This is a genomic window from Shewanella algidipiscicola (assembly GCF_003605125.1).
GTDB classification, from domain to species: Bacteria; Pseudomonadota; Gammaproteobacteria; order Enterobacterales; family Shewanellaceae; genus Shewanella; species Shewanella algidipiscicola.
The window spans coordinates 140,918-166,161 of sequence record NZ_QPQT01000001.1 but is presented as its reverse complement, the minus strand read 5'-3'; the positions used below and the strand labels follow the sequence as shown (position 1 = coordinate 166,161).

The following is a 25,244-nucleotide window of genomic DNA, read 5'->3' as shown; positions in this document are numbered from 1 at the left end:
TTAGGCTTGCTGAAATAAGGCATTACACCGTGTGCACGATGACAGAATCACAATATTGAGCGCGGGCTAGGCTACAGCAAAATGTTATTGAGTCATTATTTTCATGGCACAATAAGGCACCAGATTTAAGATCAATATCGCCAATTTATAGTGTGCTAAAAATGAGAAGTAAAGCCCGTTTAGCTGTTCTTTAGGGATAAGCATTATACGGCTATGCAAGCGCTTGATTGGTGCATTAAAGGCGATAAGCATAACTGCCATATAACAGAACAACACGATATTGAGTATCGTACACCAACCTAAAAATCCACAGATGTAATTGATAGTATCTAGATTAAGAGTATTCATAGGTGTCCCACATTAATGAATTATTATCACTTTATTATAAGTGCTGTGGGCAAGCTTATGAGTTAATTTATGCTGGGTGATTTGAAGGTATCATTTGCCATTAAAGTGGTTACTTAATGCTGAGGTTTGGTGATGACGATAAAGATGCTCATGTCGCAGCGGGAATATGATTTAAAGCTAAGAAGCTAATACCTGAGCTTCATTTTGGCATAAAAAAACCGTAATGGAGCAGTTACCATTACGGTTTTATCATTGACGCTGGTGCAAGGTGTCAGCGATTAATTCACAATTAATTGATACTCATCACGCAGGATATTAATGACTTCTTGACGCGGGTTGTCACTTAAGATGAGTTTCTCACCAATAATGGTTTCTGCGATACCAACATAGGTATTTGAGATATCCATCATTACTTCTGTTGGCAGCTTATTATCGCGGGCGAGGGCAAAACGCTCAGGCATGCGCTCTTTATTGAGCAAGATGTCGGGATCGGGGAAATGGTTTAGTAACCACTGGCGGAAACCCTCTTTTGATTTCTCGACGATTTTGCCGTTACGATGTGCTTCACCGTCCCAAATACGTGATGAATCAGGTGTACCGACTTCATCCATATAGATAAGCTTCTCTTGGCCGCTGGCATCTTTTACATAGCCAAATTCAAATTTGGTATCGACAAAAATTTGATCTTGTTCTGCTAGTGCATCACTGATCACCGCAAAGCCTTCTTTGAGGAGTTTTTCATATAAGTCGATGTCGCTGATTGAACGAAAGTTGAAAGCGTTAAGGTGACGCTCAAGATCGGCGCGCGACACATTTACATCATCGGCTTCAGGTACGCCTTCAAGTCCGGTTAGCACCCCTTTGGTCGATGGGGTGATTAGTACTTCATCCAGCTTTTGATCTTTCTTAAGCCCTTCAGGTAGGGTAATACCGCAAAAATCACGTTCGCCTTTGCTATATGCTCGCCACATGGAACCGGTGATGTATTGTCTTGCGATCGCTTCAACCATTACCGGCTTCGCTTTTTGTACTATCCATACAAATGGATGCGGCACATCAAGAATATGGCTATCTGCTAGTCCTTTCTCTTTGAACAGTTTGAACCAATGGTTTGAGATGGCATTGAGTGCGGCGCCTTTTCCGGGTACGCCATTAAGGCCATTCTCGCCTTGCCAAATACAGTCAAAGGCTGAAATACGGTCACTGATCACCATAATGGCTAGCGGGGTATCGGCAGGCACATCGTAGCCTTTTTGCTCGATAAGACGGGCGCTATCGGCTGCGGTTAACCAATATACGCTGCGCACTTTACCTGAATGGACAGCCTTATCGGTACGAATTGGCAGATCATCATTAACGGCTAAAACTTTGTTTGATTGATTCATAGGGTATTATTTTTAGTTGTCATGTTAGAGGATGAGATAACGGCGCAATTGTAACAGAACTGACAGGTGGCAACAGTCTTTTCGGTGGGATAACTTACTTGAAAACAGAGTGTTTTGTTTAATGAATTATCGCTGATGATGTTAGTTGAGCATTGCTGATTGTGGCTGACGTAGCGTATAAAAAAGAGCCCGAATGGACTCTTTGCATAATGGTTTGCTATGTACGGAGTGACTTACTATCGACTACTTATTATTTGCTATTTGCTATTTGCTACTGGCTCGATTGACTGTGGCGCTTGAGCAGATTAGCGGTAATGTCGGCAAGGCTGAGTTCTTGATCTTCTAGCAGCACTAACAAGTGATAGATAAGATCGGATGCTTCATCGATTAGTTCGGGTTTATCATGCGTCGCCGCGGCGAGCGCGGTTTCTAATCCCTCTTCGCCAACTTTCTGCGCAATACGTTTAGTGCCACGCTCAAATAGATGAGCAGTGTAGCTCGACTTGGCATCTTGGCCCTTACGTGAAGCAATGAGCTTAGTAAGGTTATCGATAAACGGATGGGCATCCCCGTCTGGCCAGCAGCTTTCACGTTCCAGGTGGCAGGTAGGCCCATTTGGGATCACTTGCACTAATAAACTGTCATTGTCGCAGTCACAATCGATGGTCACTAAATCTAGGGTGTTACCAGAGGTCTCACCTTTGGTCCACAGCCGCTGTTTACTGCGACTAAAAAAGGTCACCATTTTGGTGTCTAGGGTTTTTGTTAATGCGGCTTTATCCATATAGCCGAGCATTAATACTTTACCGGTAAGGTGGTTTTGTACCACGGCAGGAATAAGTCCCTGCTGTTTATCCCAATCTAAATTGGAAAAATCTTGTCTGTTTTTCATTGTTGATCCTTATCAGCTTGCGGTTACAAACGCATCTGGATGCCATTATCTTGTAGGTAACGTTTTAATGCTTGAATGTCGATGATCCCTTTATGAAACACACTGGCGGCTAATGCCGCATCCACTTTGGCCTCTTCAAAGACTGCTTTAAAATGCGCCATAGTACCTGCACCACCTGAGGCAATTAATGGGACATCGCATATCGCTCTGATCATCGAGAGCTGTTTTATATCATAGCCTTGGCGCACGCCGTCTTGGTTCATCACATTGAGTACGATCTCGCCGCAGCCGCGTTTTTGCACCTCTTCGACCCAGTCTTGGGTATACCACTGGGTATCTTTGGTGGCGGCTTCATCACCAGTAAACTGTTTGACTTTGTAGCAGTCACTGTCGGCATCATAATAGGAGTCGATACCGATGACGATGCATTGGCGGCCAAACTCATCTTGCAGGCGATCGATAAGGCTAGGATCACTTAAAGCCGGTGAATTAATCGAGATTTTATCGGCGCCAAAGGCAAGCTTTTCTCGCGCCTGAGCAATCGTTTTTATCCCACCCGCAACACAGAAGGGGATATCTATCTGCTCGGCGACGCGGCTGACCCAGCTTTTATCGACAACCCGATCGTGGGCGCTGGCAGTGATATCATAAAACACCAGTTCATCGGCGCCCTCAAGGGCATAACGTGCGGCAAGTGGCACTATGTCACCGACAATTTCATGGTTACGAAACTGCACGCCTTTAACCACTTTACCTTCGCGAACATCGAGACAGGGAACTATGCGTTTGGCCAACATGCGATAGCCTCCTCGACACTAAAGTTTTCAATTAACAGGGCTTTGCCGATAATAATACCGTTGGCGCCACTGTCTCTTACTGCGGTAACGTCCTCGAGAGTAGCAATACCACCAGAGGCTTGCCATGCAATATCGGGATAAAGCTGAGCGATCTCTTGGTATAATTCGGTGTTACTGCCCTTAAGGGTGCCATCACGACTAATGTCGGTCACCAGTGCGTGTTTTAGGCCATAAGGTTTAAAAGCTTCCACCAATGACTCTAAGGTTTTACCGCCACCCGATTGCCAACCCGAAACGGCAACGATTTTTTCACCTTGCTCGTTGATATTAACATCGAGTGCTAAGCAGATGGCGTCGCTACCATATTTGGTAAACCAGCTTTGCACCAGCGCGGTCTCATTCACCGCGAGCGAGCCGATCACCACCCGTTTGACGCCGATTTCGAGTAGCTCTGCCACTTGCGCCTCACTGCGAATGCCGCCGCCTACTTGAATATTGGCATCGAGTCCGTTTACTAACTCGGCTATTAATGCTGTTTGGCGTTTTTCAGGTGCTTTCGCACCAGTAAGGTCGACAATGTGTAGCCATTTGGCGCCTTGAGCTTGATAAGATTGCAGTTGGCTTAATGGGCTTAAGGCAAAAGTTGTTTGCTGGTTATAGTCGCCTTGATAGAGGCGAACCACTTGGCCGTCGATAAGATCGATTGCGGGGATGATCATTGGGCGACCTCCGCTGTTTGTGGGCTAAGACTGTCACGGGTCATTTTCATAAAGTTTTTCAGTATTTGAGCGCCAATGGCGGCGCTTTTTTCAGGGTGAAACTGCACCCCCATAAAATTGTCTTTCGCGATTGCAGCGCTGAAGGCTTCACCATATTCACTCTGGGCTATGGTGTATTGGCTGATTGGTGCGCGGTAGCTATGAACAAAATAGACATAGCTGCCAGCGGCAATTCCTGCAAACAGTGGGTGGGCCGTTGGCGTTATCTGATTCCAGCCCATGTGCGGCAGTGGCAGTCCATGGCTATCAAGGTCGCTAATCTCGGTATCGATAAGCCCTAAGCAGCGACAACCGTCAGTGCTGTTTTTTACTGCAAAATTACCGCGCTCAGTCGATGAGTTAGTCATCATCTGCATGCCAAGACACACGCCAAGTACGGGTTGGGTTAATGACTTAATGGTATCGAGGAGGGCTTTGTCATTAAGTGATGCCATTGCCGCTTGAGCGCTACCCACACCGGGCAGTATTACGCGGGTGGCGGCGTTGATTTTGGTCAAATCGTCACTGATTTGAACATCGGCGCCGATACGCTCAAACGCATAGCGGACCGAGCTTAAATTGGCGCAGCCAGTGTCGATGATAATGGTGCTGTCTTTATCATTGCTCATAGCACACCTTTACTTGATGGCAAGGCATCACCTTCGACTTTGACGGCTTGGCGAAGGGTGCGACCCAGCACTTTAAAGAGACTTTCTACCTTGTGGTGATCGTTATCGCCATTGGTGGATAAGTGCAGGGTGCAGCGCAGCCCATCGGCGAAAGAACGGAAAAAATGCGGCACCATTTCGGTAGCCATTTCGCCCACCATTTCACGTTCGAATTGGCCGTCAAACTTGATGAACGGTCGCCCTGATAAGTCCAGCAAACAAGTGGCACTGGCTTCGTCCATAGGGATGCTAAAGCCAAAACGGGCGATGCCACGCTTGTCACCTAGGGCTTGCCTTAGTGCGTCACCAATGGCCAACGCGGTGTCTTCGACGCTGTGATGGTCATCTATTTCTAGGTCGCCATCGACGCTAACATCCATCTTAAAGCTGCCGTGGGTGGCGATTTGGTCGAGCATGTGATCAAAAAAGCCAATGCCAGTATTGATGTCGCTTTTCTGCTGGCTATCTAAATCAATGGTGACGCGAATGTCGGTTTCTTTGGTGGTGCGCACGACCGTGGCAACGCGATCGCTGCAAAGGAGCTTATCGGCAATCGCATCCCAGTTTAGGGTCTCACGGTTGTACTGCAGTCCGGCTATTCCCATGGCATCGGCAAGACCTAAATCGGTTTCTCTATCGCCAATCACCGCAGAGGCGGTAAAGTCGACGCGGCCTTCGGTGAGGTAAGATTTGACTAAGCCCAGTTTGGGCTTACGACAGCTGCAGTTTTCATCATTAAAATGGGGGCAGATCAGCACGTCATCGAAGACTATTCCTTGGCTGGTTAAGATCTGCATCATCATATTTTGCGGTGCATCAAAATCATCTTTCGGGAACGAAGGTGTGCCTAATCCATCTTGGTTACTGACCATCACGAGTCGATAACCCGCTTTTTGCAGCTTAAGCAGCGCAGGGATCACCTGTGGTTCAAAGACTAACTTGGCTAAGCTATCAACTTGCTTGTCAGTAATAGGCTCTTCGATGATGGTGCCATCTCTATCGATAAAAAGGATCTTTTGCTTCATCTTTTGTCTACCTTCAATTTCAATTCTTATTCTGTGCCACTAGTTAGGGTTATATGGGGCAATGTCAGTGTTTCGCAGCTATTAATCGACCAGCAGTTTGATTAACGTATCAGTTTGTTCATCACTGGCAAAACTAAAGCGAATGCTGTTGGCAAGAGCGGGATCTTTATAGGCGCGGGCCACGACGCCCCCTTGCTTAAGTTTATGTCGGATATCGGTCACATCACTAAAGGTCGCCAACACAAAGTTGCCATTGGCTGGCAGCACGCTAGCGCCGATGCGCAGCAAGGCCTCACTGAGTCGTGAACCATTTTGTTTCAGTTGACTAACCTGTTGTTTCATGGTGTCGATGCCTTGTAGGCTTAGCGCCTCGCAAGCAAGATTCGATACTGGTAAAGGTACAGGGTAGGGCGCGATGACTCGCATCACCATCTCAATGATCATCTCATTGGCGAGCATAAAGCCGCAGCGTGCGCCAGCCAATGCAAACGCTTTGGACAAGGTGCGCAGCACCACAAGGTTGTCAAACTGGTCGATAAGGTTGGCAACGCTATAGTCGGGGCAAAACTCAATATAGGCTTCATCGACAACGACGAGTGCATCAGGCAGCTTTGCGATAACCTGTGCTATTACCTGTGGGCTAATGACAGTACCAGTTGGATTGTTGGGGTTACAAATAAACACTAGCTTGGCATCGCTAACTTGCTCTGCGATATCATTTGGCAGTTGATACTCATCATTGAGGCGCAGGGCGTTAACGCCGACATTAAAGGTTTGGGCGCTAATGGCATACATGCCATAGGTCGGTCCAAAACAGGCGATGCTATCTTTGCCCGGCACGCAAAATGTGCGGATTAACAGCTCGATAGCTTCATCGGCGCCGCGACTGGTGATGACTTGTTCACTGCGCACTTGGGCGTATTGCGCATAGGCGTTAATGAGCGCTGGTGGCTGACATTCAGGGTAACGGTTGAGATTATCGACATCACTGTTGTTAAAAGGCGACTCATTGGCATTGATCCAAATTTGACCCTCGCCCCCAATGCGGCGCGCAGACTCATAGGGCTGCAGTGTCAGCAGCTCTGGGCGTGCAAGTCGCTCGGCAATAGTTAACTTCTGCTGACTCATATTACGCTCCTTTATCCATACTCGTTTCGGTTTCAATGCTAAGCAGGCGCACTGCAATGGCATTTTTGTGGGCATCGAGTTGCTCGGCGCTGGCAAGCGTCATCACGCTTTGTCCTAGCCCCATTAAGCCTTCTGCACTGAGTTCTTGCACGGTAAAGCGGCGGCTAAAATCGGCAAGCGATAGGCTAGATACGGCTCTGCTATAACCGTAGGTGGGTAACACATGATTGGTGCCACTGGCATAATCGCCAACCGACTCAGGTGTGTAAGCCCCTAAAAAGACCGAACCCGCTGCGCGAATTTGCTTAAGCAGCTCACGGGGCGCATTGGTTTGAATAATTAAGTGTTCAGGGCCATAACGGTTGGCCACCTTGGCCGCTTCATCCATATCTTTAACCAATATGGTACGGCTGCAACTTAGCGCCGTTGTGGCGATATCGGCTCTAGGTAATAGAGCAAGTTGTTGTTGCAGCGCTTGATTGACCTCATTGGCCAAATTTTGACTGTCGGTGACCAGCATCACTTGAGAGTCTGGGCCGTGCTCCGCTTGAGATAATAGGTCTGCGGCAATAAAGCTGGGGTTCGCGTCTTTATCTGCGATAACTAATACCTCTGATGGGCCCGCTGGCATATCGATACTCACCACGCAGCGACTGTCTTGGGATACCAGACGTTTAGCTTCGGTGACATAGCGATTGCCTGGGCCAAATATTTTATCGACCGCAGGAATTGCCTCTGTGCCTAATGCAAGGGCGGCGATGGCTTGGGCGCCGCCCACTTGGAATATCTGCTCTATACCGCAAGCGTTTGCGGCATAGACAATGGCATCATCAATTGGCGGGGGGCTGACGAGTACGCGTTGCTCACATCCTGCAATTTGGGCTGGCAGGGCGAGCATCAATACGGTGGATATTAATGGCGCACTGCCGCCAGGAATATAAAGCCCCACTTTCTCGATGGGCTCACTGCGAAGTTCGCAGCGCACGCCGGCTTGAGTTTCAACATCAATGCCTTGAAAGGCTTGCGCTTTATGGAAGGTTTCAATATTGCCCATAGCTTGGGCTATGGCGGTTTTTATTTCATCGCTAACTCTTGCGCAGGCAGCCTTTATCTCAATGTCAGACAGTGCAAGCTTATCTAACTCGACGCCATCAAACTGCTTTGACAATTGCTTGAGCGCGACATCGCCGTCGTTAGCCACCTTATCAATAATGGTTTTGACACTTTGCTCTAGCGCCAAATCGCCAACGAGGGGAGAGCGTTGCAGTGCTTGTTGTTGCTCGCCAAGGCTTAACTCTGCCCACTTAAGTTGTTGCATCTCGACCTTAATCGCATCGGTACTTGTCGTTAATGTCATAGTGTTAACCCATCATTTTTTCGATTGGCATGACCAGTATTGAACTGGCTCCGAGCTGAGTGAGCTCCTCCATGGTATCCCAGAACAGATCTTCAGTGCTTACCGCGTGGATAGCGACGCGATTGGTATCATCGTTAAGGGGCAGTACGGTTGGGTTTTCAGCGCCGGGTAATAGGGCCACAATTTGATCGAGGGTTTCGGTAGGCGCGTGCAGCAGAATATATTTACTCTCTTTAGCGCGTACAACGCCATTGATACGAGAAAGAATCTTGTTGATCAGCGCTTGTTTGTCAGGGGTTTGCTCTTGCGTCGATTGAATGATGCAGGCCATAGAGCGGTAGATCACCTCAGTTTCGTACAGGCCATTTGCTTCTAAGGTGGCGCCAGTTGATACCAAGTCGCAGATCCCATCAGAAAGGCCCGCGCGAGGGGCAACTTCGACCGAGCCCTTAAGCATACAGTCGCGATAACTTATGCCTTTTTGCTGCATATAACGGCGAAGTAGGTTCGGGTAAGAGGTGGCGATGCGCAGTCCTTCGAGTGAGGTCGCATCTTGATAATTAAATTCATTAGGTACAGCCAGCGATAATCGACAGGCGCCAAAATCGAGTTCTCTTAGCTTGAGGCATTCAGCTGGTTTGCCTAAGGTTTGACGTTCAATCTGTTCCTCTTCAAGCACGTTTTCACCTATGATGCCCAGATCAACCACGCCATCCATCACAAGGCCAGGGATATCATCATCACGCACCCGCAGCAGATCGATAGGCATATTGTCAGAGTGGGCAATAAGGCGTTGTTCGTTAACGTTAAACTTAACCCCGCAGCTTTTTAATAACTTTTGTGATTCTTTTGATAGTCGGCCTGATTTTTGGATGGCGATACGTAATCTGCTTGACTCTGACATAACTGACTTCCTCTATGGTTGATTCTATAATTTTTTAAAAACTGTTTTAAAACAAAATATTAAGCTAGAAACTAAAAACCCCCGGAATTCCTTCCAGGGGTTTTTGATCTGTCTTGAATCAACCGCCAGAAGGAAATAGTCCTCCGGCAGTAAGCGTCCGAAGGCTACCGCATATGATGGTGATGATGGATAGTGTTCAAACGCTGTGTCATGTTCTTTTCTCGTGTAATCATTTGCTAAAGCGGCGATGCTGTCGCCTAAGTTGTATTTAAACTAATCAAGATTGGATATTTATGCAACCCCTAATTTGCATCATGAGTGATCTTCATCTTCAAGCTGCGTGGGGAAAAGGCGTTGTGCATAGTCAAAATGGCTTTGGTGGTAGGGAAGTCGCGTTGTCCGTCGTAAAATCGGTTGGGTGGTGAGCCGTAAAGGTAACAAGTTTTGACAGTGAGATAATGCCGACCACTTGTGCTCAGAGATGAAACACGGATAATGCCCACACGATAGCACTGACAACCCTATGATGGATTGAGATTGACGAGCAGCAGATTAACCCAAGAAGTGGCGCGTATTTTCGCTGATGACGGTGTTATAGCCCAAGGCGTTAGCGGCTACAGTTGCCGCCCACAGCAGCAACAGATGGCAGCTTTAGTCAGCCAAGCGATGTCGCGTGCAGACAACTTGGTGGTTGAAGCGGGCACTGGTGTGGGTAAAACCTACGCGTATTTGGTGCCAGCACTGCTCAGTGGTCAGCAAGTTATCATCAGCACCGGCAGTAAAAACCTACAAGAGCAATTGTTCTTTAAAGATATTCCTGCATTGTTGTCGATGCTCGATATTAAACTAAACGTCGCGTTACTCAAAGGCCGCAGCAACTACCTTTGTCAGCTCAATATGGAGCGGCAACTCAACGGTGCAGATGTGATGGACAGCCAAGTCCTTGACGATCTGCTGCGTATCAATCAATGGGCAGGACAGACTCAAGATGGTGATATCGGCGGTCTTCATAGTGTGTCAGAAAACTCAGCAGCCTTGCCTTTGGTGGTCAGTTCAAAAGAGAGTTGTATTGGTAAAGCCTGCGAGCATTATGAATCTTGCTTTACCCGTAAAGCGCGGCAAAAGGCGATGGATGCCAAGGTGATAGTGGTTAATCATCACCTGTTTTTTGCCGACAGCGTGTTGAAAGAGACTGGCTTTGCCGAGCTGTTGCCCGATACCGACGCCGTTATTTTTGATGAGGCACATCTGCTGCCCGATATTGCGGTCACTTACTTTGGTCAGCAGCTGAATATTAAAAGCGTGATTAACCTAATCGAACGCTTTGCCCAGCTTTACCGTGAATCGATGACTGACTCAGCGCAGATAGCGTCGATGACGGCCCGCTGTTACACCTTGATAGAGCAATGGCAAGCTCAAGTCTTTGCTACCGAACAAGTCAATTGGCGTTATCTGCTGGCCGATAAAGCGATAATGACAGCCTCATGGGCGCTGTTACAAGAGCTGACCGCTTATCAAACCCTGTTAATGGGGTACCTTGGCCGTAATGAAGAGTTCGATGATAGCGTCGAGAAACTTAATCAGCAATTAAGTAAATTAGCGGTGTTTTTTCAATGCGATAATCACAACAGTGCCTACAGTATCGAATACGGTTATCGGCATATGACGCTGCGAATATCGCCAATTAATGTGACTAAAGAGTGCCAGGCATTATTTAGGGCTGATACCAGTTGGATTTTCACCTCGGCGACGTTACAAATTAATCGTGATTTAGGCTTATTTACTCAGGCGTTAGGATTAAAAAGCGCGCCAACGGCGATCTTAGACAGTCCATTTGATTATGCGCGCCAAGCGCTATTTTGTGTGCCACGTCATCTTGGCAGCGTCAGTCAACACGACAATGCCACTAAGCAGTTGGTTGATGTGGCGATAAAAGCCATCAATGCCGCTAAAGGTCGCACTTTTATGCTGTTTACTAGCCATCGAATGCTTAATCAGGTGGCCCAAGCGCTGCACGGGCGCGTGCAATATCCTTTATTAGTACAAGGGCAGGCGGGCAAACAAACCTTGCTGAAAAAGTACCGCCAATTGGGTAATGCTGTCTTGTTGGGTACGGGGGCATTTTGGGAGGGGGTTGATGTGCGCGGCAAACTGTTAAGTTGCGTCATTATCGATAAACTGCCGTTTATGTCACCCGATGACACCTTGTATAAGGCGAGAGCCGAGGGGGTCATGCGTGATGGGCTCGATCCCTTTATGAGTTTGTCATTGCCCCAAGCGGTGATCACTTTAAATCAAGGCGTTGGTCGATTGATCCGTGATGAAAAAGATCGCGGCGTGTTGATTTTATGCGATAACCGCATCGTTAATCGCCCCTACGGACAGGCGTTTATCAACTCATTGCCACCTATGCACCGCACCCGGGATCTTGACCAAGCAATTGCCTTTTTGCAGCAGATAGATTGAGCCCCAACAGACGGTAACGTTCGCTTTTAAGGCTGACATTGATAGCTGACTCTTTAAGTGCTTAAGTTAAAATACTTAAGAAAAACGCATAAGTGAAATCGATTAGATGTTCATCTTGTCTTACTGCTATTTGTGCAAATAGCGACTTGGCGGCTCAAATAAACAGAGCATACAGGCTGTTTATTTGAGGATGCGAGTGATTGAGCTTAATGCAACTTCATTCTGGGGCGCACTACGCGCATCATTTTTTCTGCCATCCATAATGCCAAGGTTTTCGGTATGCCATGGATCGCCTTTTGATGCATACGGTATAGCGAGATATACATAAAGCGAGCGATCTTCCCCTCAACAAACATGCTGTTTTTGGTTAAGTTACCCATCAAGCTACCGACGGTACTGTAACGCGATAGATTGACTAAAGAGCCGTGATCGACATAAACATAGTCTTGCAATGGCAGTTGTTTTATCTCGGCAAGCATATTGTGTTCAACACATTGGGCCATCTGATGTGCCGATTGTGCGCGCGGTGGGACAAAACTGCCATCGGCTTGCTGGCATGCACAGCAGTCACCAATCACATAGACGTTATCATCTTGGGTACTTTGCAATGTGCCTTTTACCAGAATTTGGTTGGCGCGGTTAAGGTCGAGCCCCTCAATCTGTTTAATAAACTCGGGGGCCTTAACCCCCGCAGCCCACAACATCAGGTGCGCATCGATGAGCTCATCATCGGCGGTGATAAAACCTTGCGCCGTGGCTTGATTAATACGGGTGTTTTCTCTGATATTAACGCCCAGTGCCGTTAACTCCCGCGCCGCACTGGCGGCAATCCGTTCAGGTAACGCAGGTAAAATACGCGGGCCCGCTTCAATCAAGCTGATGCTCAGTTTATCGGCGGTCATCTTACTTAAACCGTACATTTTGAGTTGCTCGGTGACATGGTATAGCTCTGCCGACAGCTCAACGCCTGTGGCGCCGCCGCCAACAATGGCAATTTTTAGTGCGCCGAGTTCATCCGATTGATGCACCCGAGTAAAGCTGTCTAACAGTCCATTATGGAATCGATTGGCTTGCTGGTGGGAGTCTAAAAAGTAGCAGTGCTCTTGTACCCCAGGGGTGCCAAAATCATTACTGACACTGCCAACAGCGATGACTAATTTATCATAACTGAGCTGCCTGCTTGGGAGTAGAGCTTCCCCATTAGCGTTCATTATCGGGGCAAGCGTGATGCACTGAGCCTTAAGATCGACATGATTGAGTTCGCCTAATTGAAATTGATAACCGTGGCGCACAGCATGGGCCGAATAGACCACACCATCGAGATCGGCATCGAGTGAGCCGGTGGCGACTTCATGGAGTAGCGGCTTCCAAATATGGGTACGGTTTTTATCGATTAAGGTGATCTCCGCTTGGCCTTTTTTCCCCAGTTTATGCCCCAATTGGGTTGCAAGGCCTAGACCTCCAGCGCCGCCACCCACAATAATGATCTTAAGAGGTGGTGTGCTCATACTTGTATCCTGTGTCATGGTGCTGCCGATCCTTGTGGTCAGAATGTCTTATGGGCTGAGTATTTTGGCTATATGGCCTTTATGGTATCGTTTTTCATCAATTTGACCATGAAATAATTTTCAACAAAGTGACTCTTGCCAATTGGCCCAAAATACGAAAGCCTTTTTACGTACCGCGGTTGCGTGATGTTAATGATAGCGATTTATGAGGTGCAGCTTGATGTTATTGACTTATGTTGCTTATATCGAGAGGTTATGATGCGGGAAGGTGAACACAAGTGCGCAAAGCGGCGCAATATCTTGAGTTAGCTTTAGTCTATGCACGCTTTTGGGCTATACCTGATTTGAATTTACGTTATAATCGGCGTCATTCAATATGTTATTGTCACTCGATTACTGGAGCGAGTCATTTCGCGCTGCGATACTGGTTACCTTAATGAACATCGATTGACGAACTACATGCGCTTTTATTCCTATTTTGGTTAGATTAATGCCTGATAATACAGACAATGCTTCATCTTTGACACTGCTTGCACTAGACACCTGCACCGAATCTTGCTCGGTGGCCTTAAGGTATCAGGGGCAAGTGTATGCCCAGCAGGCCGATGCGCCGCGTGAACACAGCCAAAGGCTATTACCTATGGTCGATAAGGTGCTCAATGATGCCAATATTGGGTTAAGTGATGTTGACTTGATAGCCTATGGCCGCGGCCCAGGCAGTTTTACCGGTATACGCATCTGCACATCAATGACTCAAGGATTAGCGTTAGGCCAAGACTTACCTGTAGTGGGTATTTCAACTTTACAGGCGATGGCGCAGGCGACAATGGATATCCATGGCACGGCGCAAGTCGTGGCTGCCATCGATGCCCGTATGGGTGAAGTCTATTGGGGCGAATTTATTAATCAGTCTGGTGTAGCGACACTGATAGGCCGGGAAAGCGTGTGCGCTCCTGCTGAAGTCAGCCGTGCTTTAGATTATCAGTACGCGGTGATGGCATGTGGCACCGGCTTTGATGCTTATCCTGAGTTGCTTATCGATGGTATGGTGGTGGCACCAGAGGCCAAGTTTCCAGAAGCTAAATATATGTTGAAACTTGCTGATATCGCCCATGGTGCAGGGCAATCTACAGATGTAGAAGGACTTGAACCGGTTTATTTACGTGATACCGTTACGTGGAAAAAGTTACCCGGCCGTGAGTGATCTGTTTTAAACTTATAGGAGTTGTAGGAGTTGGCTTTGAGGTTAACCCTAACAAGTTTACAATGCTAAAAGCTAGGGGCTGTTGTAACGAGTAATACATGAGTCAATATCGATAATCTAATCGTTGTCGTGGCGAACTGCATATATCAAGCGCCACGCTATGAGGTAAGTGAATGCAGATCCAATCAGGTCATGTGCTGCGTAGCAATACATTGCCAAGCGCAACAACCATCAGTGACAGCATTGCGCCGCTCAAGGCGGCGCAAGACTTGCCTGCGATTATTGATGTCAAAGCGATTGAGTCTAGCGATCTATTGCGTCAACAAGGCCAGTCAGGCGCCGCTGAGGTGGCACTTGACAATGCTGATAATGCAGACAACTCAAGAGTTATGCAACTCGATGCCCGTCTCGATGCCAAGCTCGAATATGAGCAGAACACTCAGGCCAAGCAAGGCGCGATTTCTACTTATCTTCACCACGAACATGCCGCCCAGCGAGAAGCGATTTCGCAAATGGTGGGTATCGACACTTATGCTTAAGCGGCTCAGCGTGGGCAGGCTTTGGGTTGATTTTACTTCTTTTGTCTCTATCTGGAGATTAACCGTTTCTGCTGGGCTGAAATCGCTTTTGTCACCTGATGTCTTAGGTTATGTACGCGATTTAAGTTGCTATTGCTTAAATAACAATAGCTTAATTAGTCATACCGTAAATCACAGTTACTACTTGCCTAGGCTGAGTCACTAATGGCGCCGCTTGGTCAATTACCAGCACCTAGTGCAATCTCAATCCCAAGTCGTGGTCAGTTTATCGTCGAACTGTTGCTGGCACTGGTGCTAACGCGTATTCCCTATATCAGCGTGCCATTTAAATGGTTAGAGAGTTATTTTCATGAGATCTCTCATGGCTTAGCGACCTTGATAACGGGCGGCGTCGTTAGCCATATCCAACTGTTTCCTAATGGCGCGGGGCTGTGTTTTAGCCAAGGTGGTTGGCCTGTGGTCATAGGTTTTGCTGGGTATTTTGGTGCAGCCTTATGGGGATTACTGATTTTTAATTTAGCCACGTGGCGGCAGTGGATACGGCTTAGTTTTGCTGTTTTAGGCTTAGCGGTATTGTTGACCATGTTACTGTGGGGGCGCGATCTGCTGACGCTTGGTATTTTGTCGCTATTAGCATTGCTGTTTTTATTACCGCTAAAGTTAAGTCACAGTCCAATATTGACGTTATCACTCAGGGTGATGGCATTGATGGTGATGCTAAATGCTTTGGCCAGTCCAACGGTATTATTTGGCTTAACAGGTCTGGGAGATGCCGCGATGTTGGCACAGCTGACATGGTTGCCAGCGGTGTTTTGGGTGACACTCTGGGTATTGACCAGCCTGCTGATGTTGTGGTTGTGCTGGCGGCGTATCGATGACGCTGCCAAATAACGAATAACTCAATACCAAAATATAACTCGGATCTGTTGACCTTTCTACGGGGGCGAAGTTAATGACAATTTTGCAAGTCGGCGGTTATGACCTTTAGCCTTAGCCAAAAGAAGTCGCTCCATGTAAGTAGCCTAGCACACAGGCAACAAAGCCAATAAACGCGATCCTGTGAGTTTATTTCAATCCTGTTGTTACGCCGTTACGCACCTGTAGGTTAACCCGTTGAGCATCATTGTTCATGCTTGGCAATAACAGCATTGCATTAGAACAAACATCAAGCGCGAAAGATCAACTGATCCTAACTGTTTATTTAGGTATTATTTATTGGCTGAGGCTGATAGGTTTAAGGTTTTATCAGGGAGAATTATAATGAAAAAAATGACATTAATTGCCGCGTTATTAGTGCCATCGCTGTTGGGAACAGTGGCAAATGCACAAACCGAAGTGAATCCACAATTGACCGCAGCTTTAAACAATGACCTACGCCAAGAGGCAAATCTTCAGCGAGATGTATATCGTCATCCCGGTGAAACCCTCACTTTTTTTGGTATTAAACCCACAGATACCGTGATTGAATTGTGGCCTGGTGGACGCTGGTATGCAGAGATTTTGGCGCCATATTTAGCCGCCGAAGGACATTATATTGCGGCAAACTTCGACGCCAACCCGCCAGAAGGAGTTAAGTTACCTGACTATCAAATTCGTTTAGGTAAGGCATTAGAGCAGTGGCTTGATGAAAATCGCTCAATGCTTGGTCAAGCTTCATCTTTGGCATTTGCTCCACCACGCCTGACCGAGTTAGGTGAAGATAACAGCGTCGATGCGGTGCTGACTTTTCGTAATCTTCACAACTGGGCGAGTTCAGATCAGTTAGAGAATGTGTTTGACAGTGCTTATCAGGTGCTAAAACCCGGTGGAGTACTGGGGATTGTTGAGCATAGGGCTAAGCCTGGAATGGCGTTAAGCTCTGGTTATATGGTGCAAGATGAGATCATCGATTTGGCGCAGCAATCAGGCTTTACTTTAGTGTCTAGCAGCGAAATTAACGCCAATGCCAAAGACAGCAAAGATCATCCTAAAGGAGTGTGGACCTTACCGCCAAGTCTGAGATTAGGTGAGCTAGATAAGCAAAAATACCTAGCAATAGGCGAAAGCGATCGCATGACGCTCAAATTTATCAAAAAGTAGTAATAAATGCCTGACAAAAAGAGCCTGCTATGGCAATCTTGCGGCGCAGAAAATGAGGTAACGATTCAGTTACCTCATATTCGTTTGGCCGCAAGAGTATGGGGAAGCGACGATAAGCCATTGTTACTGGCGTTGCATGGTTGGTTAGATAATGCCAACAGCTTTGCGCCATTAACCCAGTATCTTGATAACTTTCAAGTGTTGGCCATTGATTGGCCAGGGCACGGTCGCTCACAACATCGACCCGGCGCCTATCCGCTGCATTGGATTGATTATCTTTATGATGTCGATATCTTGCTGGATGCTGTGATGGCGATTAAACCGGTTTATGCGGTGATAGGCCACTCACTCGGCGCCATTGTGACCTCTGCTTATAGTGCTGCATTTGCCGACAAAGTGCCCCACTGGATATTGATTGAAGCAATGGCACCACTATTTGAAGCGCCAGCAAATAGCCGGCGACGTTTGGTTCGCAGTTTTCAAGGTTATCGCCGTTTGTTGACCAGAAAGAGCGCGCCATCGCGCAGTTTTACACTTGAGAGTGCCGTAACGGCACGGCATCGTTTAACCGGACTGGCAACACCTTGGTGTCGACTTATCATCGAACGTAATGTTAATGATGATGAAGCACTGATGCGATGGCGCACCGATCCAAGGCTGACTTTGGACTCGCCGATGCGGCTTAACCTCGAACATCTGACTGGATTAATGCAAGGCCATACTGGCCACGTGTTGCTGATTACTGCTCGTGATGGTTATCAACGCGAGCCTGAAATCGCCCAGCAAGTGCTTGATTGGTACGATGCAATAACCCATGTAGAACTCGATGGTGACCATCATCTGCATATGGGGAATGCACAGCAGGTGGCACAGCATATTTGTGAATTTTTAAGCTGACATGAGTCAGTCGACTGAATAATCATCGGTACGCAAAATTAGTCTAGGATTTTTACTCTATTTATGTGATGATGTTCAAAATTAAAACGCCTGTATGATTTTTGGGTGTTACTTACAATATTGATAAGTCAGTGTTTAGTTTCTGTTTTTTGAAACGATTAGTGATTGATTTCATTCACAATAACTCTGCCTCGGGATTTAGGAGAGATCTAGTGGAACAGCTTTGGACGAAAAATTTACCCGATGATGTACCCGCCATTATTAACGAGAAACAGTACAGTTCGCTAATCGATCTGTTTGAAAGTTCAGTGGCAAAATATGCCGATCAGCCTGCATTTGTAAATATGGGCGCGACACTGACTTACCGCAAACTCGAAGAGCGTAGCCGTGCGTTTGCCGCCTACTTACAAAATGAACTTAAGCTGCAAAAAGGCGATCGCGTTGCCATCATGATGCCAAACTTGTTGCAATATCCTATTGCACTGTTTGGGATTTTGCGTGCCGGGATGGTGGTGGTTAACGTCAATCCACTGTATACCCCTAGGGAATTAAAGCATCAGCTTAATGATTCGGGTGCCAAAGCGATTATCGTCGTCTCTAACTTTGCCAGTACGCTGGAAGAAGTGGTTGAAGATACTCTTGTTGAAAGCGTGATTTTAACTGGGCTTGGCGATCTGCTGAGCGCGCCTAAACGCACCCTAGTGAATTTCGTGGTGAAATATATTAAAAAGATGGTACCTAAGTATCACCTCCCACACGCCATTTCTATGCGCCGTTCGTTATCGAAAGGGCGCCGTATGCAGTATGTAAAGCCCACGCTTAATGCCGATGATGTGGCCTTTTTGCAATATACAGGTGGTACCACAGGGGTGTCTAAAGGTGCGATGCTGACCCATGGCAACATTGTCAGTAATTTATTGCAAGCCGATGCCGCTTACTCCCCTTTACTGGAAAACGGTAAAGAGTTTGTGGTGACGGCATTGCCCTTGTACCACATCTTTGCATTAACGGTTAACTGCTTATTGTTTCTTCATAAAGGGGCCAATAACCTATTGATCACTAACCCTAGAGATATCCCAGCGTTTGTGGCTGAGTTAAAGAAACACCCCTTTACGGCACTGACAGGGGTGAATACGCTGTTTAATGCCTTGGTGAACTCTATGGAGTTTCAGACATTAGATTTCTCTGCACTTAAACTGTCAATTGGCGGTGGTATGGCGGTGCAACGTGCAGTGGCCGATAAGTGGCAGGGGATCACCAAGACAAAATTACTGGAAGGTTATGGATTAACTGAAGCCTCACCTCTGGTGGCTTGCTGCCCTTATAATCTTGAAGGTTATAACGGATCTATTGGTTTTCCTGTAGCCAATACCGATATGCAGGTGCGTGATGATGACGGTAATGTATTGGCACAAGGGGAAACTGGAGAGTTGTTTGCTAAAGGCCCACAAGTCATGAAAGGCTATTGGCAACGTCCAGAAGAAACGGCAAAAGTCATTGATGCCCAAGGCTATTTGGCAACCGGTGACATAGGCTACATGGACGAGCAAGGATTCTTCTTTATTGTTGATCGTAAAAAAGACATGATTTTAGTGTCTGGCTTTAACGTGTTTCCTAATGAAGTTGAAGAGGTAGTTGCACTGCATCCTAAGGTGGTGGAAGTCGCAGCCGTTGGCGTACCGCATGAGGTGAGTGGCGAGTTGGTGAAGATTTTTGTGGTCGCGAACGATAAATCTTTGACCGAAGAGCAGCTAATTAAGCATTGTCGTCATCATTTGACGGGATATAAAGTGCCTAAGCTGGTAGAATTTAGAGATGAGTTACCTAAGAGTAATGTCGGCAAAATTTTGCGCCGCGAATTACGCGATGAGGCCAAATCAGCGTAGTTAAGCTTAGGTATCAGTCATTAGGTATCAACCATTAGGTACCAACCGTATTAATGTTAACTAAAAGCCGGCGCTTATTGCCGGCTTTTATGTTAATTGCGGTGACATTAAGTGATCGCATGCTGAGTTAATGTCGCTGCGATAAATAGATCCGTGTTTGGGGAGATGAGATTGTTAGCGTTTCAATATGTAGAGGATGATGCAAGCTTAACTGAGCTTGTAGCGCAGTATAGTCAAGCGAGTGTGCTGGTGCTGGATACCGAGTTTGTTCGCACACGCACTTATTATGCGCGTTTAGGCTTGATCCAGGTGTACGACGGTAAATCGTTGGCCTTAATCGATCCATTGGCAGTTAACGATCTCAGCGGCTTTTGGGCGCTGTTTCAGCGCGATGATATTATTACTGTGTTGCACTCTTGCAGTGAAGATCTCGAAGTGTTGGCAAAATATGGCCTCTGCCAACCTAAGGTCTTGTTTGACAGCCAAATTGCCGCGGCGTTATGTGGCTTAGGGCATGGTTTAGGTTACGCTAAGTTGGTTGAACATTGCTTAAATGTCACGTTAGATAAAGGTGAGTCTCGCACCGACTGGCTCAAGCGCCCTTTGAGCGAGGCGCAGTTACATTATGCGGCCAATGATGTCGAATACTTGTATCAGTTATACCCGCAACTGGTAAGCAAGCTTGAGGCATCCGGCCGATTGGCTTGGCTTTATGAAGAAGGAGAGCGCATGACGCAAGGGCGCTTGGATGCTCCCGATGGTGAAACGGCTTACCTTAAAGTTAAAAATAGTTTTCAGCTTAACCCTAAACAGCTGGCGTATTTAAAAGTGCTGGCTAAGTGGCGCCTTGAGAAAGCCTTGGCTAAAGATTTAGCTTTGGGTTTTGTCATTAAAGATCACGCATTGATCGCGTTAGCTAAAAAACAGCCTAAAACGACTGCCGATATCTTTAAGATGTCGGAGCTTACTGAGCAAGAAAAGCGGGTGCATGCTAAGGCGATAGTCGCTGTGATGGCCACAGCAGATCTGAATAATCTGCCCAAAGCGATTGATGTGATTGCATTAAAGCCGGGTTATAAGTCGGCCTTTAAACAGCTTAAAAACTGCCTGACAGAGATTGCCGAGCAGCACGATGTACCGATGGAGCTAATTGGTTCAAAGCGTCATATTCATGAATATTTACAGTGGCGCTGGGAAGGGCAAACGGGTGATTTACCACTCTTGTTATGTGGTTGGCGAGCTTCACTCACCCAAGATAAGTTGCAGCAGTTGACCATTTAACTTAAGTAGGCAGTTAGTCTAACATCATGATCTTATTTGGCTAATTAACAAGTCATCATGACAATTCGCTATAAATAAGCCCTCATTGATGAGGGCTTATTTGTCTTTGTAACCATTTACTGTTTGCCATATTCATTAGCTTAAACAGCGTCATTGGTGAGGTTACGACTATTTTTCAGGCAAGGTCACGTTGAGCTCAAGCACGGATAGATGGTCATCGTTTTGATCTAACTGCACAGTGACTTGGTCTGAGTCAATCTGCACGTATTTACGGATCACTTCGATGATCTCTTGCTTCATCGCAGGAAAATAGTCAGGCACATCACGCTCTCCACGTTGGTGGGCCACGATAATTTGCAGTCGCTCTTTGGCTGTCACTGCTGTGCTCGGTGTTTTCTTGGTTTTAAAATAATCGAGTAAAGACATAATTAGCTACCAAATATCCTTTTTAAGAATCCTTTTTTCTCTTCGGTGACAAAACGCATTGCAACATCTTCACCGAGTAAACGTGCCACACTATCACTATAGGCTTGACCTGCATCACTTTCTTGATCGACGATAACGGGAATACCAGAGTTAGAGGCTTTTAAAACCGCTTGTGATTCAGGAATAACCCCTAAGAGTGGGATGGCTAAAATTTCTTCAACGTCAGCGACGCTAAGCATTTCACCAGTCGCCACTCGAGTAGGTGAATAACGGGTTAACAGTAAAAATTCTTTGACTGGTTCTAGCCCGTCTTCTGCGCGCTTAGATTTACTCTGTAACATACCCAAGATACGGTCCGAATCGCGGACTGAGCTGACTTCTGGATTAGTGGTAACGATCGCGATATCTGCAAAATAAAGTGCCATCATTGCGCCTGTTTCAATGCCGGCAGGAGAATCGCAAATAATGTACTCGAACTCTTTACGCAGCTCGTCGAGCACTCGGCCAACCCCTTCTTTGGTCAGCGCATCTTTATCTCGAGTCTGCGACGCGGGCAAAATATACAAATTGCTGGTGCGCTTATCTTTGATTAAGGTCTGATTTAAATTGGCTTCGCCGTTAATCACGTTGACGAAATCGTAAACAACCCGACGTTCACACCCCATGATCAGATCGAGGTTACGTAGGCCGATATCAAAATCGACAACGACGGTTTTATGTCCTTTTAAGGCCAACCCAGTGGCTATCGCTGCGCTAGAAGTGGTTTTGCCCACTCCGCCTTTACCTGAGGTGACAACAATGATTTGTGCCATGTGCATTTCTATCCTTAATGTGTTGCTATAGCGATAATGCGTCGAGGGTAAGGCTGTCACCTTCGAGCCGAATACAACCGCTTTTTATCGTGGCATGTGCCTGAAGATTTTCGGTTAGCCAATATTGCCCTGCGATGGACACCAGTTCCGCGTCCAGCGTTTGTGCAATAATGACGGCATTTCTGTCACCATTGGCACCCGCCATGGCTTTACCTCTTAGACTACCGTATATGTGTATGCTGCCATCTGCAATCACTTCAGCACCATTACCCACGGCGCCAACAATAATGAGATCGCCATTTTGAGCGTATATCTGCTGTCCTGAGCGAATATTTTGCTTCACTATTTTGGTGGTTCTCGGTAATTGCGGTTGATTGGCGCTTTGTTTGCCAGATTTAATGATGGCCAGTCCAAGGGATTGAGCCTGGTTAGCTATGGCACTGGGAGCCCCTGTGATCCCCACAATGACTAAGTTACGCGACAGCAACAGATCCTTAAGCCCTGCTAATGGATAATTAGCATCTTGAATACTACTTAAGTTTACCACTAGAGGTGCACCGATAAAAAATTGCGGCGCAATCGCTAATTTGTTGTCCAATTCAGCGGCAACTTTATTGAGATCAGCATGATTAATGTGCAGTACTGAAAGCGTAAAAGAAGAGCCTTTTAATTCGAGGCTAGGTTTCTGCATTCCTAATTTTGCTCTTTATAAAATAAACCGGCTAACGCCAGTTAGATATTATTATAATCCTAGGCCACATGGTATAGTGTGCCTCATTTGCTGGCAAGTTGAATCAACAGGAATTTCACTCAATATGATCTGTGCAGTATACAAAAGTCGACTTAAAGCGGACTCTTATCTGTTTGTTGAAAAACGCAATGAATTTGAACGGGTACCTGAGCAATTGATGCAGATGTTTGGTGCACCAGAATTAGTCATGATAGTGCCACTGGATAAGCGTCAACATTTAGGGATTGCCGATATCAATAAGGTAAAGGTTGAACTCAAAGAGAAGGGCTATTATCTTCAGTTACCACCACCACCGATAAACCTACTCGAAGAATATAAAAAAGAGATCGGCTATAGTCGTGACTGATCCATTACGTGGCTCATGATGAAAGGAATGTGCATGTTTGCAAATACATTGTGGGGAAGCCTACTGTTATCCTTAGTAATATCTCTATCTGCTGCAGAAGCTGCCCCATCAGACTTAATGTTTGAGCAATACCTGGATGTGTTGCAACAACAGGCGCTTGCTGAAGGGATCTCTGATGCTACCGTTAGTGCTATTTTTCCGCAAATTAAGTTATTTAAGAAAGCGTCGTTTAATCTAGAGCCCCCGAGTATCCCTTTGACTTTAGAGCAGCATTTAGAACAGGTAACGAGCACATTAATCGAGCAGTCGAGAAGCTTATATCAGGCCAATAAAGCCCAATTTGATCGCTTAGGTGCTCACTATGGTGTGCAGCCTCGATTTGTCATCGCCTTATGGGGATTGACGTCAAAATCGGGGAATGATGTGGGTCATTATCCGATATTAGCTGTCACGGCTTCTAATGCATATCATGGCGATAATGTTGCTGAAAACCGACAAGCATTTATGGATGCGCTTAAAGTGATTGAGCGTAAGCAGATTGATTTCAATGCATTAAAGAGTAACGCCTCAGGAAAAATGGGCTATGCGCATTTTTCTCCTAGCGATTATAACCGTTTTGGCCAAGATGCTGATGATGATGGCATCATCGATGTTTGGCATAATCTCAATGATGCGTTTGCATCGACAGCCTATTATTTACAGCAATTAGGTTGGAATGACCAGCAGACGTGGGGGCGCCAAGTGCAAGTGCCTCAGGCTATTCCACTCGATCTTATTGGCATAGAGACACGCAAGAGCTTTGCGCAGTGGCAGGCATTAGGGGTTAAACGTTTCGATGGTACTAACTTGCCGAACAAACAAGATATGCAAGTATCGCTCATTATGCCTGACGGCATTAAGGGACGGAAATACTTGGTGTATGACAATTATCGTGCGCTAACCCAGTGGAATGCATCTGATTATGACCTGCTGTCTTTGACCTATCTGTCTGAGCGGATCAAGTATCCAGCCATACAATAATAGGACGTTGCTATCAGCCATACCGGGCTAAAATAATGTCAACCCGTCTGCGTGTGCAGGCATTGTATAGAATGAAAAACATGGCGTTTTGGAAAGAAAAAACCTTGGCACAGATGAACAGTGAACAGTGGGAACTGTTGTGTGATGGCTGTGGCAAGTGTTGTTTAAATAAGATTATTGATGATGAGACAGAGGAGTTGTATTACACCAACGTCAGTTGCCAATTGTTGGATGCGCAGCAGTGTCAATGTCGCCACTATGAGCAGCGTTTTGACTTTGTTCCCAGCTGCACTAAAGTGACACTGGATAATATCGCTGAGCTGACTTGGTTACCCGATAGCTGTGCATATCGACGGTTATATCTAGGGCGCAGTTTACCCAGTTGGCATCCGTTAGTGACGGGCGACAAACAGCAGATGCATGCGCTGGGGATGTCTACCCAAGGTAAAGTGGTTAATGAAACGAAAGTGAAATATTTAGAGGATCATATTGTGTTATGGCCGCTCAAGGACAGCGACTAGTCCTTCGCTTTCTCGTTAAAGTGAGCAAAATGTGGTTTTAGCTTGCTGGGTAATTGTTCTGATATGGTGCTCCTCATTTTTAGTAGCGTCTGGCGAGTTTGATTATTTGGTAACATTTCTAAAACCATAACTCACGGTGTGTCAATTGCCTGCGGCAGGCTCATGTGCAGATACGCTTGTGAGACGCCGTAAATACCTCCTTGTAGGCTCTGCCGTGACATCCCTGTCACGGAAGCTCACCAGCGT

Annotated in this window: 25 protein-coding genes and 1 other annotated feature; of the genes, 11 read left to right on the top strand and 14 right to left on the bottom strand. The window is 46.6% G+C overall.

Going from position 1 to position 25,244, the window contains the following annotated elements; all coding sequences use genetic code 11:
• Positions 1-84 precede the first annotated feature (84 nt).
• From DVO77_RS19400 to hisG, 10 genes are all read right to left on the bottom strand, one after another.
• On the bottom strand, positions 85-348 hold the full coding sequence (locus DVO77_RS19400) for a DUF6868 family protein (protein ID WP_373317374.1): 264 nt from the start codon (positions 346-348) through the stop codon (positions 85-87).
• Positions 349-626: 278 nt separating this feature from the next.
• Positions 627-1,733 carry a phosphoribosylaminoimidazolesuccinocarboxamide synthase gene (locus DVO77_RS00705; protein ID WP_110458036.1) on the bottom strand — a complete coding sequence of 369 codons (1,107 nt, stop codon included), beginning with the start codon at positions 1,731-1,733 and terminating at the stop codon, positions 627-629.
• A gap of 271 nt (positions 1,734-2,004) precedes the next feature.
• Positions 2,005-2,625 (bottom strand): bifunctional phosphoribosyl-AMP cyclohydrolase/phosphoribosyl-ATP diphosphatase HisIE, encoded by a 621-nt coding sequence (gene hisIE / locus DVO77_RS00700; protein ID WP_119976920.1) that lies wholly within the window; start codon positions 2,623-2,625, stop codon positions 2,005-2,007.
• 23 nt (positions 2,626-2,648) lie between these two features.
• Positions 2,649-3,422 carry an imidazole glycerol phosphate synthase subunit HisF gene (gene hisF / locus DVO77_RS00695; protein ID WP_119976919.1) on the bottom strand — a complete coding sequence of 258 codons (774 nt, stop codon included), beginning with the start codon at positions 3,420-3,422 and terminating at the stop codon, positions 2,649-2,651.
• Positions 3,404-4,141, bottom strand: a complete 738-nt coding sequence (gene hisA / locus DVO77_RS00690) for a 1-(5-phosphoribosyl)-5-[(5-phosphoribosylamino)methylideneamino]imidazole-4-carboxamide isomerase (protein WP_119976918.1) — start codon at positions 4,139-4,141, stop codon at positions 3,404-3,406. Before hisA ends, hisF begins: the two co-directional genes overlap by 19 nt.
• Positions 4,138-4,809 (bottom strand): imidazole glycerol phosphate synthase subunit HisH, encoded by a 672-nt coding sequence (gene hisH, locus DVO77_RS00685; RefSeq protein ID WP_119976917.1) that lies wholly within the window; start codon positions 4,807-4,809, stop codon positions 4,138-4,140. The genes hisA and hisH overlap by 4 nt, the downstream gene beginning before the upstream one ends.
• Positions 4,806-5,873, bottom strand: a complete 1,068-nt coding sequence (gene hisB, locus DVO77_RS00680; RefSeq protein ID WP_119976916.1) for a bifunctional histidinol-phosphatase/imidazoleglycerol-phosphate dehydratase HisB — start codon at positions 5,871-5,873, stop codon at positions 4,806-4,808. Before hisB ends, hisH begins: the two co-directional genes overlap by 4 nt.
• 81 nt (positions 5,874-5,954) lie before the next feature.
• Positions 5,955-7,001 (bottom strand): histidinol-phosphate transaminase, encoded by a 1,047-nt coding sequence (hisC, locus tag DVO77_RS00675; RefSeq protein WP_249038075.1) that lies wholly within the window; start codon positions 6,999-7,001, stop codon positions 5,955-5,957.
• 1 nt (position 7,002) lies between these two features.
• On the bottom strand, positions 7,003-8,319 hold the full coding sequence (hisD, locus tag DVO77_RS00670) for a histidinol dehydrogenase (RefSeq protein WP_119977080.1): 1,317 nt from the start codon (positions 8,317-8,319) through the stop codon (positions 7,003-7,005).
• A gap of 43 nt (positions 8,320-8,362) precedes the next feature.
• Entirely contained in the window at positions 8,363-9,262 is a 900-nt protein-coding gene (gene hisG / locus DVO77_RS00665; RefSeq protein ID WP_119976915.1) for an ATP phosphoribosyltransferase, read from the bottom strand.
• A 68-nt stretch (positions 9,263-9,330) separates the two neighbouring features.
• Positions 9,331-9,451, bottom strand: a sequence feature (His leader region).
• A gap of 342 nt (positions 9,452-9,793) precedes the next feature.
• On the opposite strand from hisG, the gene yoaA reads away from it, so the two are divergent.
• Complete coding sequence (gene yoaA, locus DVO77_RS00660; RefSeq protein WP_119976914.1) at positions 9,794-11,728, top strand: DNA repair helicase YoaA; 1,935 nt, start codon at positions 9,794-9,796, stop codon at positions 11,726-11,728.
• Positions 11,729-11,934: 206 nt separating this feature from the next.
• Here yoaA and DVO77_RS00655 read toward each other — a convergent pair whose 3' ends face one another.
• Positions 11,935-13,236, bottom strand: coding sequence for an NAD(P)/FAD-dependent oxidoreductase (locus DVO77_RS00655; RefSeq protein ID WP_119976913.1), 1,302 nt, complete (start codon positions 13,234-13,236; stop codon positions 11,935-11,937).
• A gap of 490 nt (positions 13,237-13,726) precedes the next feature.
• On the opposite strand from DVO77_RS00655, the gene tsaB reads away from it, so the two are divergent.
• The 7 genes from tsaB (at position 13,727) to rnd (ending at position 21,122) form a co-directional block, all read left to right on the top strand.
• Positions 13,727-14,440 carry a tRNA (adenosine(37)-N6)-threonylcarbamoyltransferase complex dimerization subunit type 1 TsaB gene (tsaB, locus tag DVO77_RS00650; RefSeq protein WP_119976912.1) on the top strand — a complete coding sequence of 238 codons (714 nt, stop codon included), beginning with the start codon at positions 13,727-13,729 and terminating at the stop codon, positions 14,438-14,440.
• A gap of 173 nt (positions 14,441-14,613) precedes the next feature.
• Entirely contained in the window at positions 14,614-14,979 is a 366-nt protein-coding gene (locus DVO77_RS00645; RefSeq protein WP_119976911.1) for a hypothetical protein, read from the top strand.
• A gap of 204 nt (positions 14,980-15,183) precedes the next feature.
• On the top strand, positions 15,184-15,870 hold the full coding sequence (locus DVO77_RS00640; protein ID WP_110458024.1) for a M50 family metallopeptidase: 687 nt from the start codon (positions 15,184-15,186) through the stop codon (positions 15,868-15,870).
• Positions 15,871-16,239: 369 nt separating this feature from the next.
• Positions 16,240-17,058 (top strand): class I SAM-dependent methyltransferase, encoded by an 819-nt coding sequence (locus DVO77_RS00635; protein WP_119976910.1) that lies wholly within the window; start codon positions 16,240-16,242, stop codon positions 17,056-17,058.
• A gap of 6 nt (positions 17,059-17,064) precedes the next feature.
• Positions 17,065-17,955, top strand: a complete 891-nt coding sequence (locus DVO77_RS00630; protein ID WP_119976909.1) for an alpha/beta fold hydrolase — start codon at positions 17,065-17,067, stop codon at positions 17,953-17,955.
• A 212-nt stretch (positions 17,956-18,167) separates the two neighbouring features.
• A complete protein-coding gene (gene fadD, locus DVO77_RS00625) occupies positions 18,168-19,841 on the top strand; it encodes a long-chain-fatty-acid--CoA ligase FadD (protein ID WP_119976908.1) in 1,674 nt (557 codons plus the stop codon).
• A 171-nt stretch (positions 19,842-20,012) separates the two neighbouring features.
• Positions 20,013-21,122: a ribonuclease D gene (gene rnd / locus DVO77_RS00620; protein ID WP_162599210.1), complete on the top strand. Its 1,110-nt coding sequence runs from the start codon at positions 20,013-20,015 to the stop codon at positions 21,120-21,122.
• 168 nt (positions 21,123-21,290) lie between these two features.
• Here rnd and minE read toward each other — a convergent pair whose 3' ends face one another.
• Genes minE through minC form a run of 3 tightly spaced genes read right to left on the bottom strand, consistent with a single transcriptional unit; the run spans position 21,291 to position 23,051 of the window.
• Positions 21,291-21,548 (bottom strand): cell division topological specificity factor MinE, encoded by a 258-nt coding sequence (gene minE, locus DVO77_RS00615; RefSeq protein ID WP_110458020.1) that lies wholly within the window; start codon positions 21,546-21,548, stop codon positions 21,291-21,293.
• Positions 21,549-21,550: 2 nt separating this feature from the next.
• Positions 21,551-22,360 carry a septum site-determining protein MinD gene (gene minD, locus DVO77_RS00610; protein WP_110458019.1) on the bottom strand — a complete coding sequence of 270 codons (810 nt, stop codon included), beginning with the start codon at positions 22,358-22,360 and terminating at the stop codon, positions 21,551-21,553.
• Positions 22,361-22,385: 25 nt separating this feature from the next.
• Positions 22,386-23,051, bottom strand: a complete 666-nt coding sequence (minC, locus tag DVO77_RS00605) for a septum site-determining protein MinC (protein ID WP_110458018.1) — start codon at positions 23,049-23,051, stop codon at positions 22,386-22,388.
• A gap of 124 nt (positions 23,052-23,175) precedes the next feature.
• On the opposite strand from minC, the gene DVO77_RS00600 reads away from it, so the two are divergent.
• The 3 genes from DVO77_RS00600 to DVO77_RS00590 all read left to right on the top strand — a co-directional run bounded on the left by DVO77_RS00600 (position 23,176) and on the right by DVO77_RS00590 (position 24,998).
• Complete coding sequence (locus DVO77_RS00600) at positions 23,176-23,457, top strand: YcgL domain-containing protein (protein ID WP_110458017.1); 282 nt, start codon at positions 23,176-23,178, stop codon at positions 23,455-23,457.
• Positions 23,458-23,490: 33 nt separating this feature from the next.
• Positions 23,491-24,477 (top strand): lytic murein transglycosylase, encoded by a 987-nt coding sequence (locus DVO77_RS00595; RefSeq protein ID WP_162924118.1) that lies wholly within the window; start codon positions 23,491-23,493, stop codon positions 24,475-24,477.
• A gap of 80 nt (positions 24,478-24,557) precedes the next feature.
• Entirely contained in the window at positions 24,558-24,998 is a 441-nt protein-coding gene (locus DVO77_RS00590) for a YcgN family cysteine cluster protein (RefSeq protein ID WP_119976906.1), read from the top strand.
• Positions 24,999-25,244: the final 246 nt, after the last annotated feature.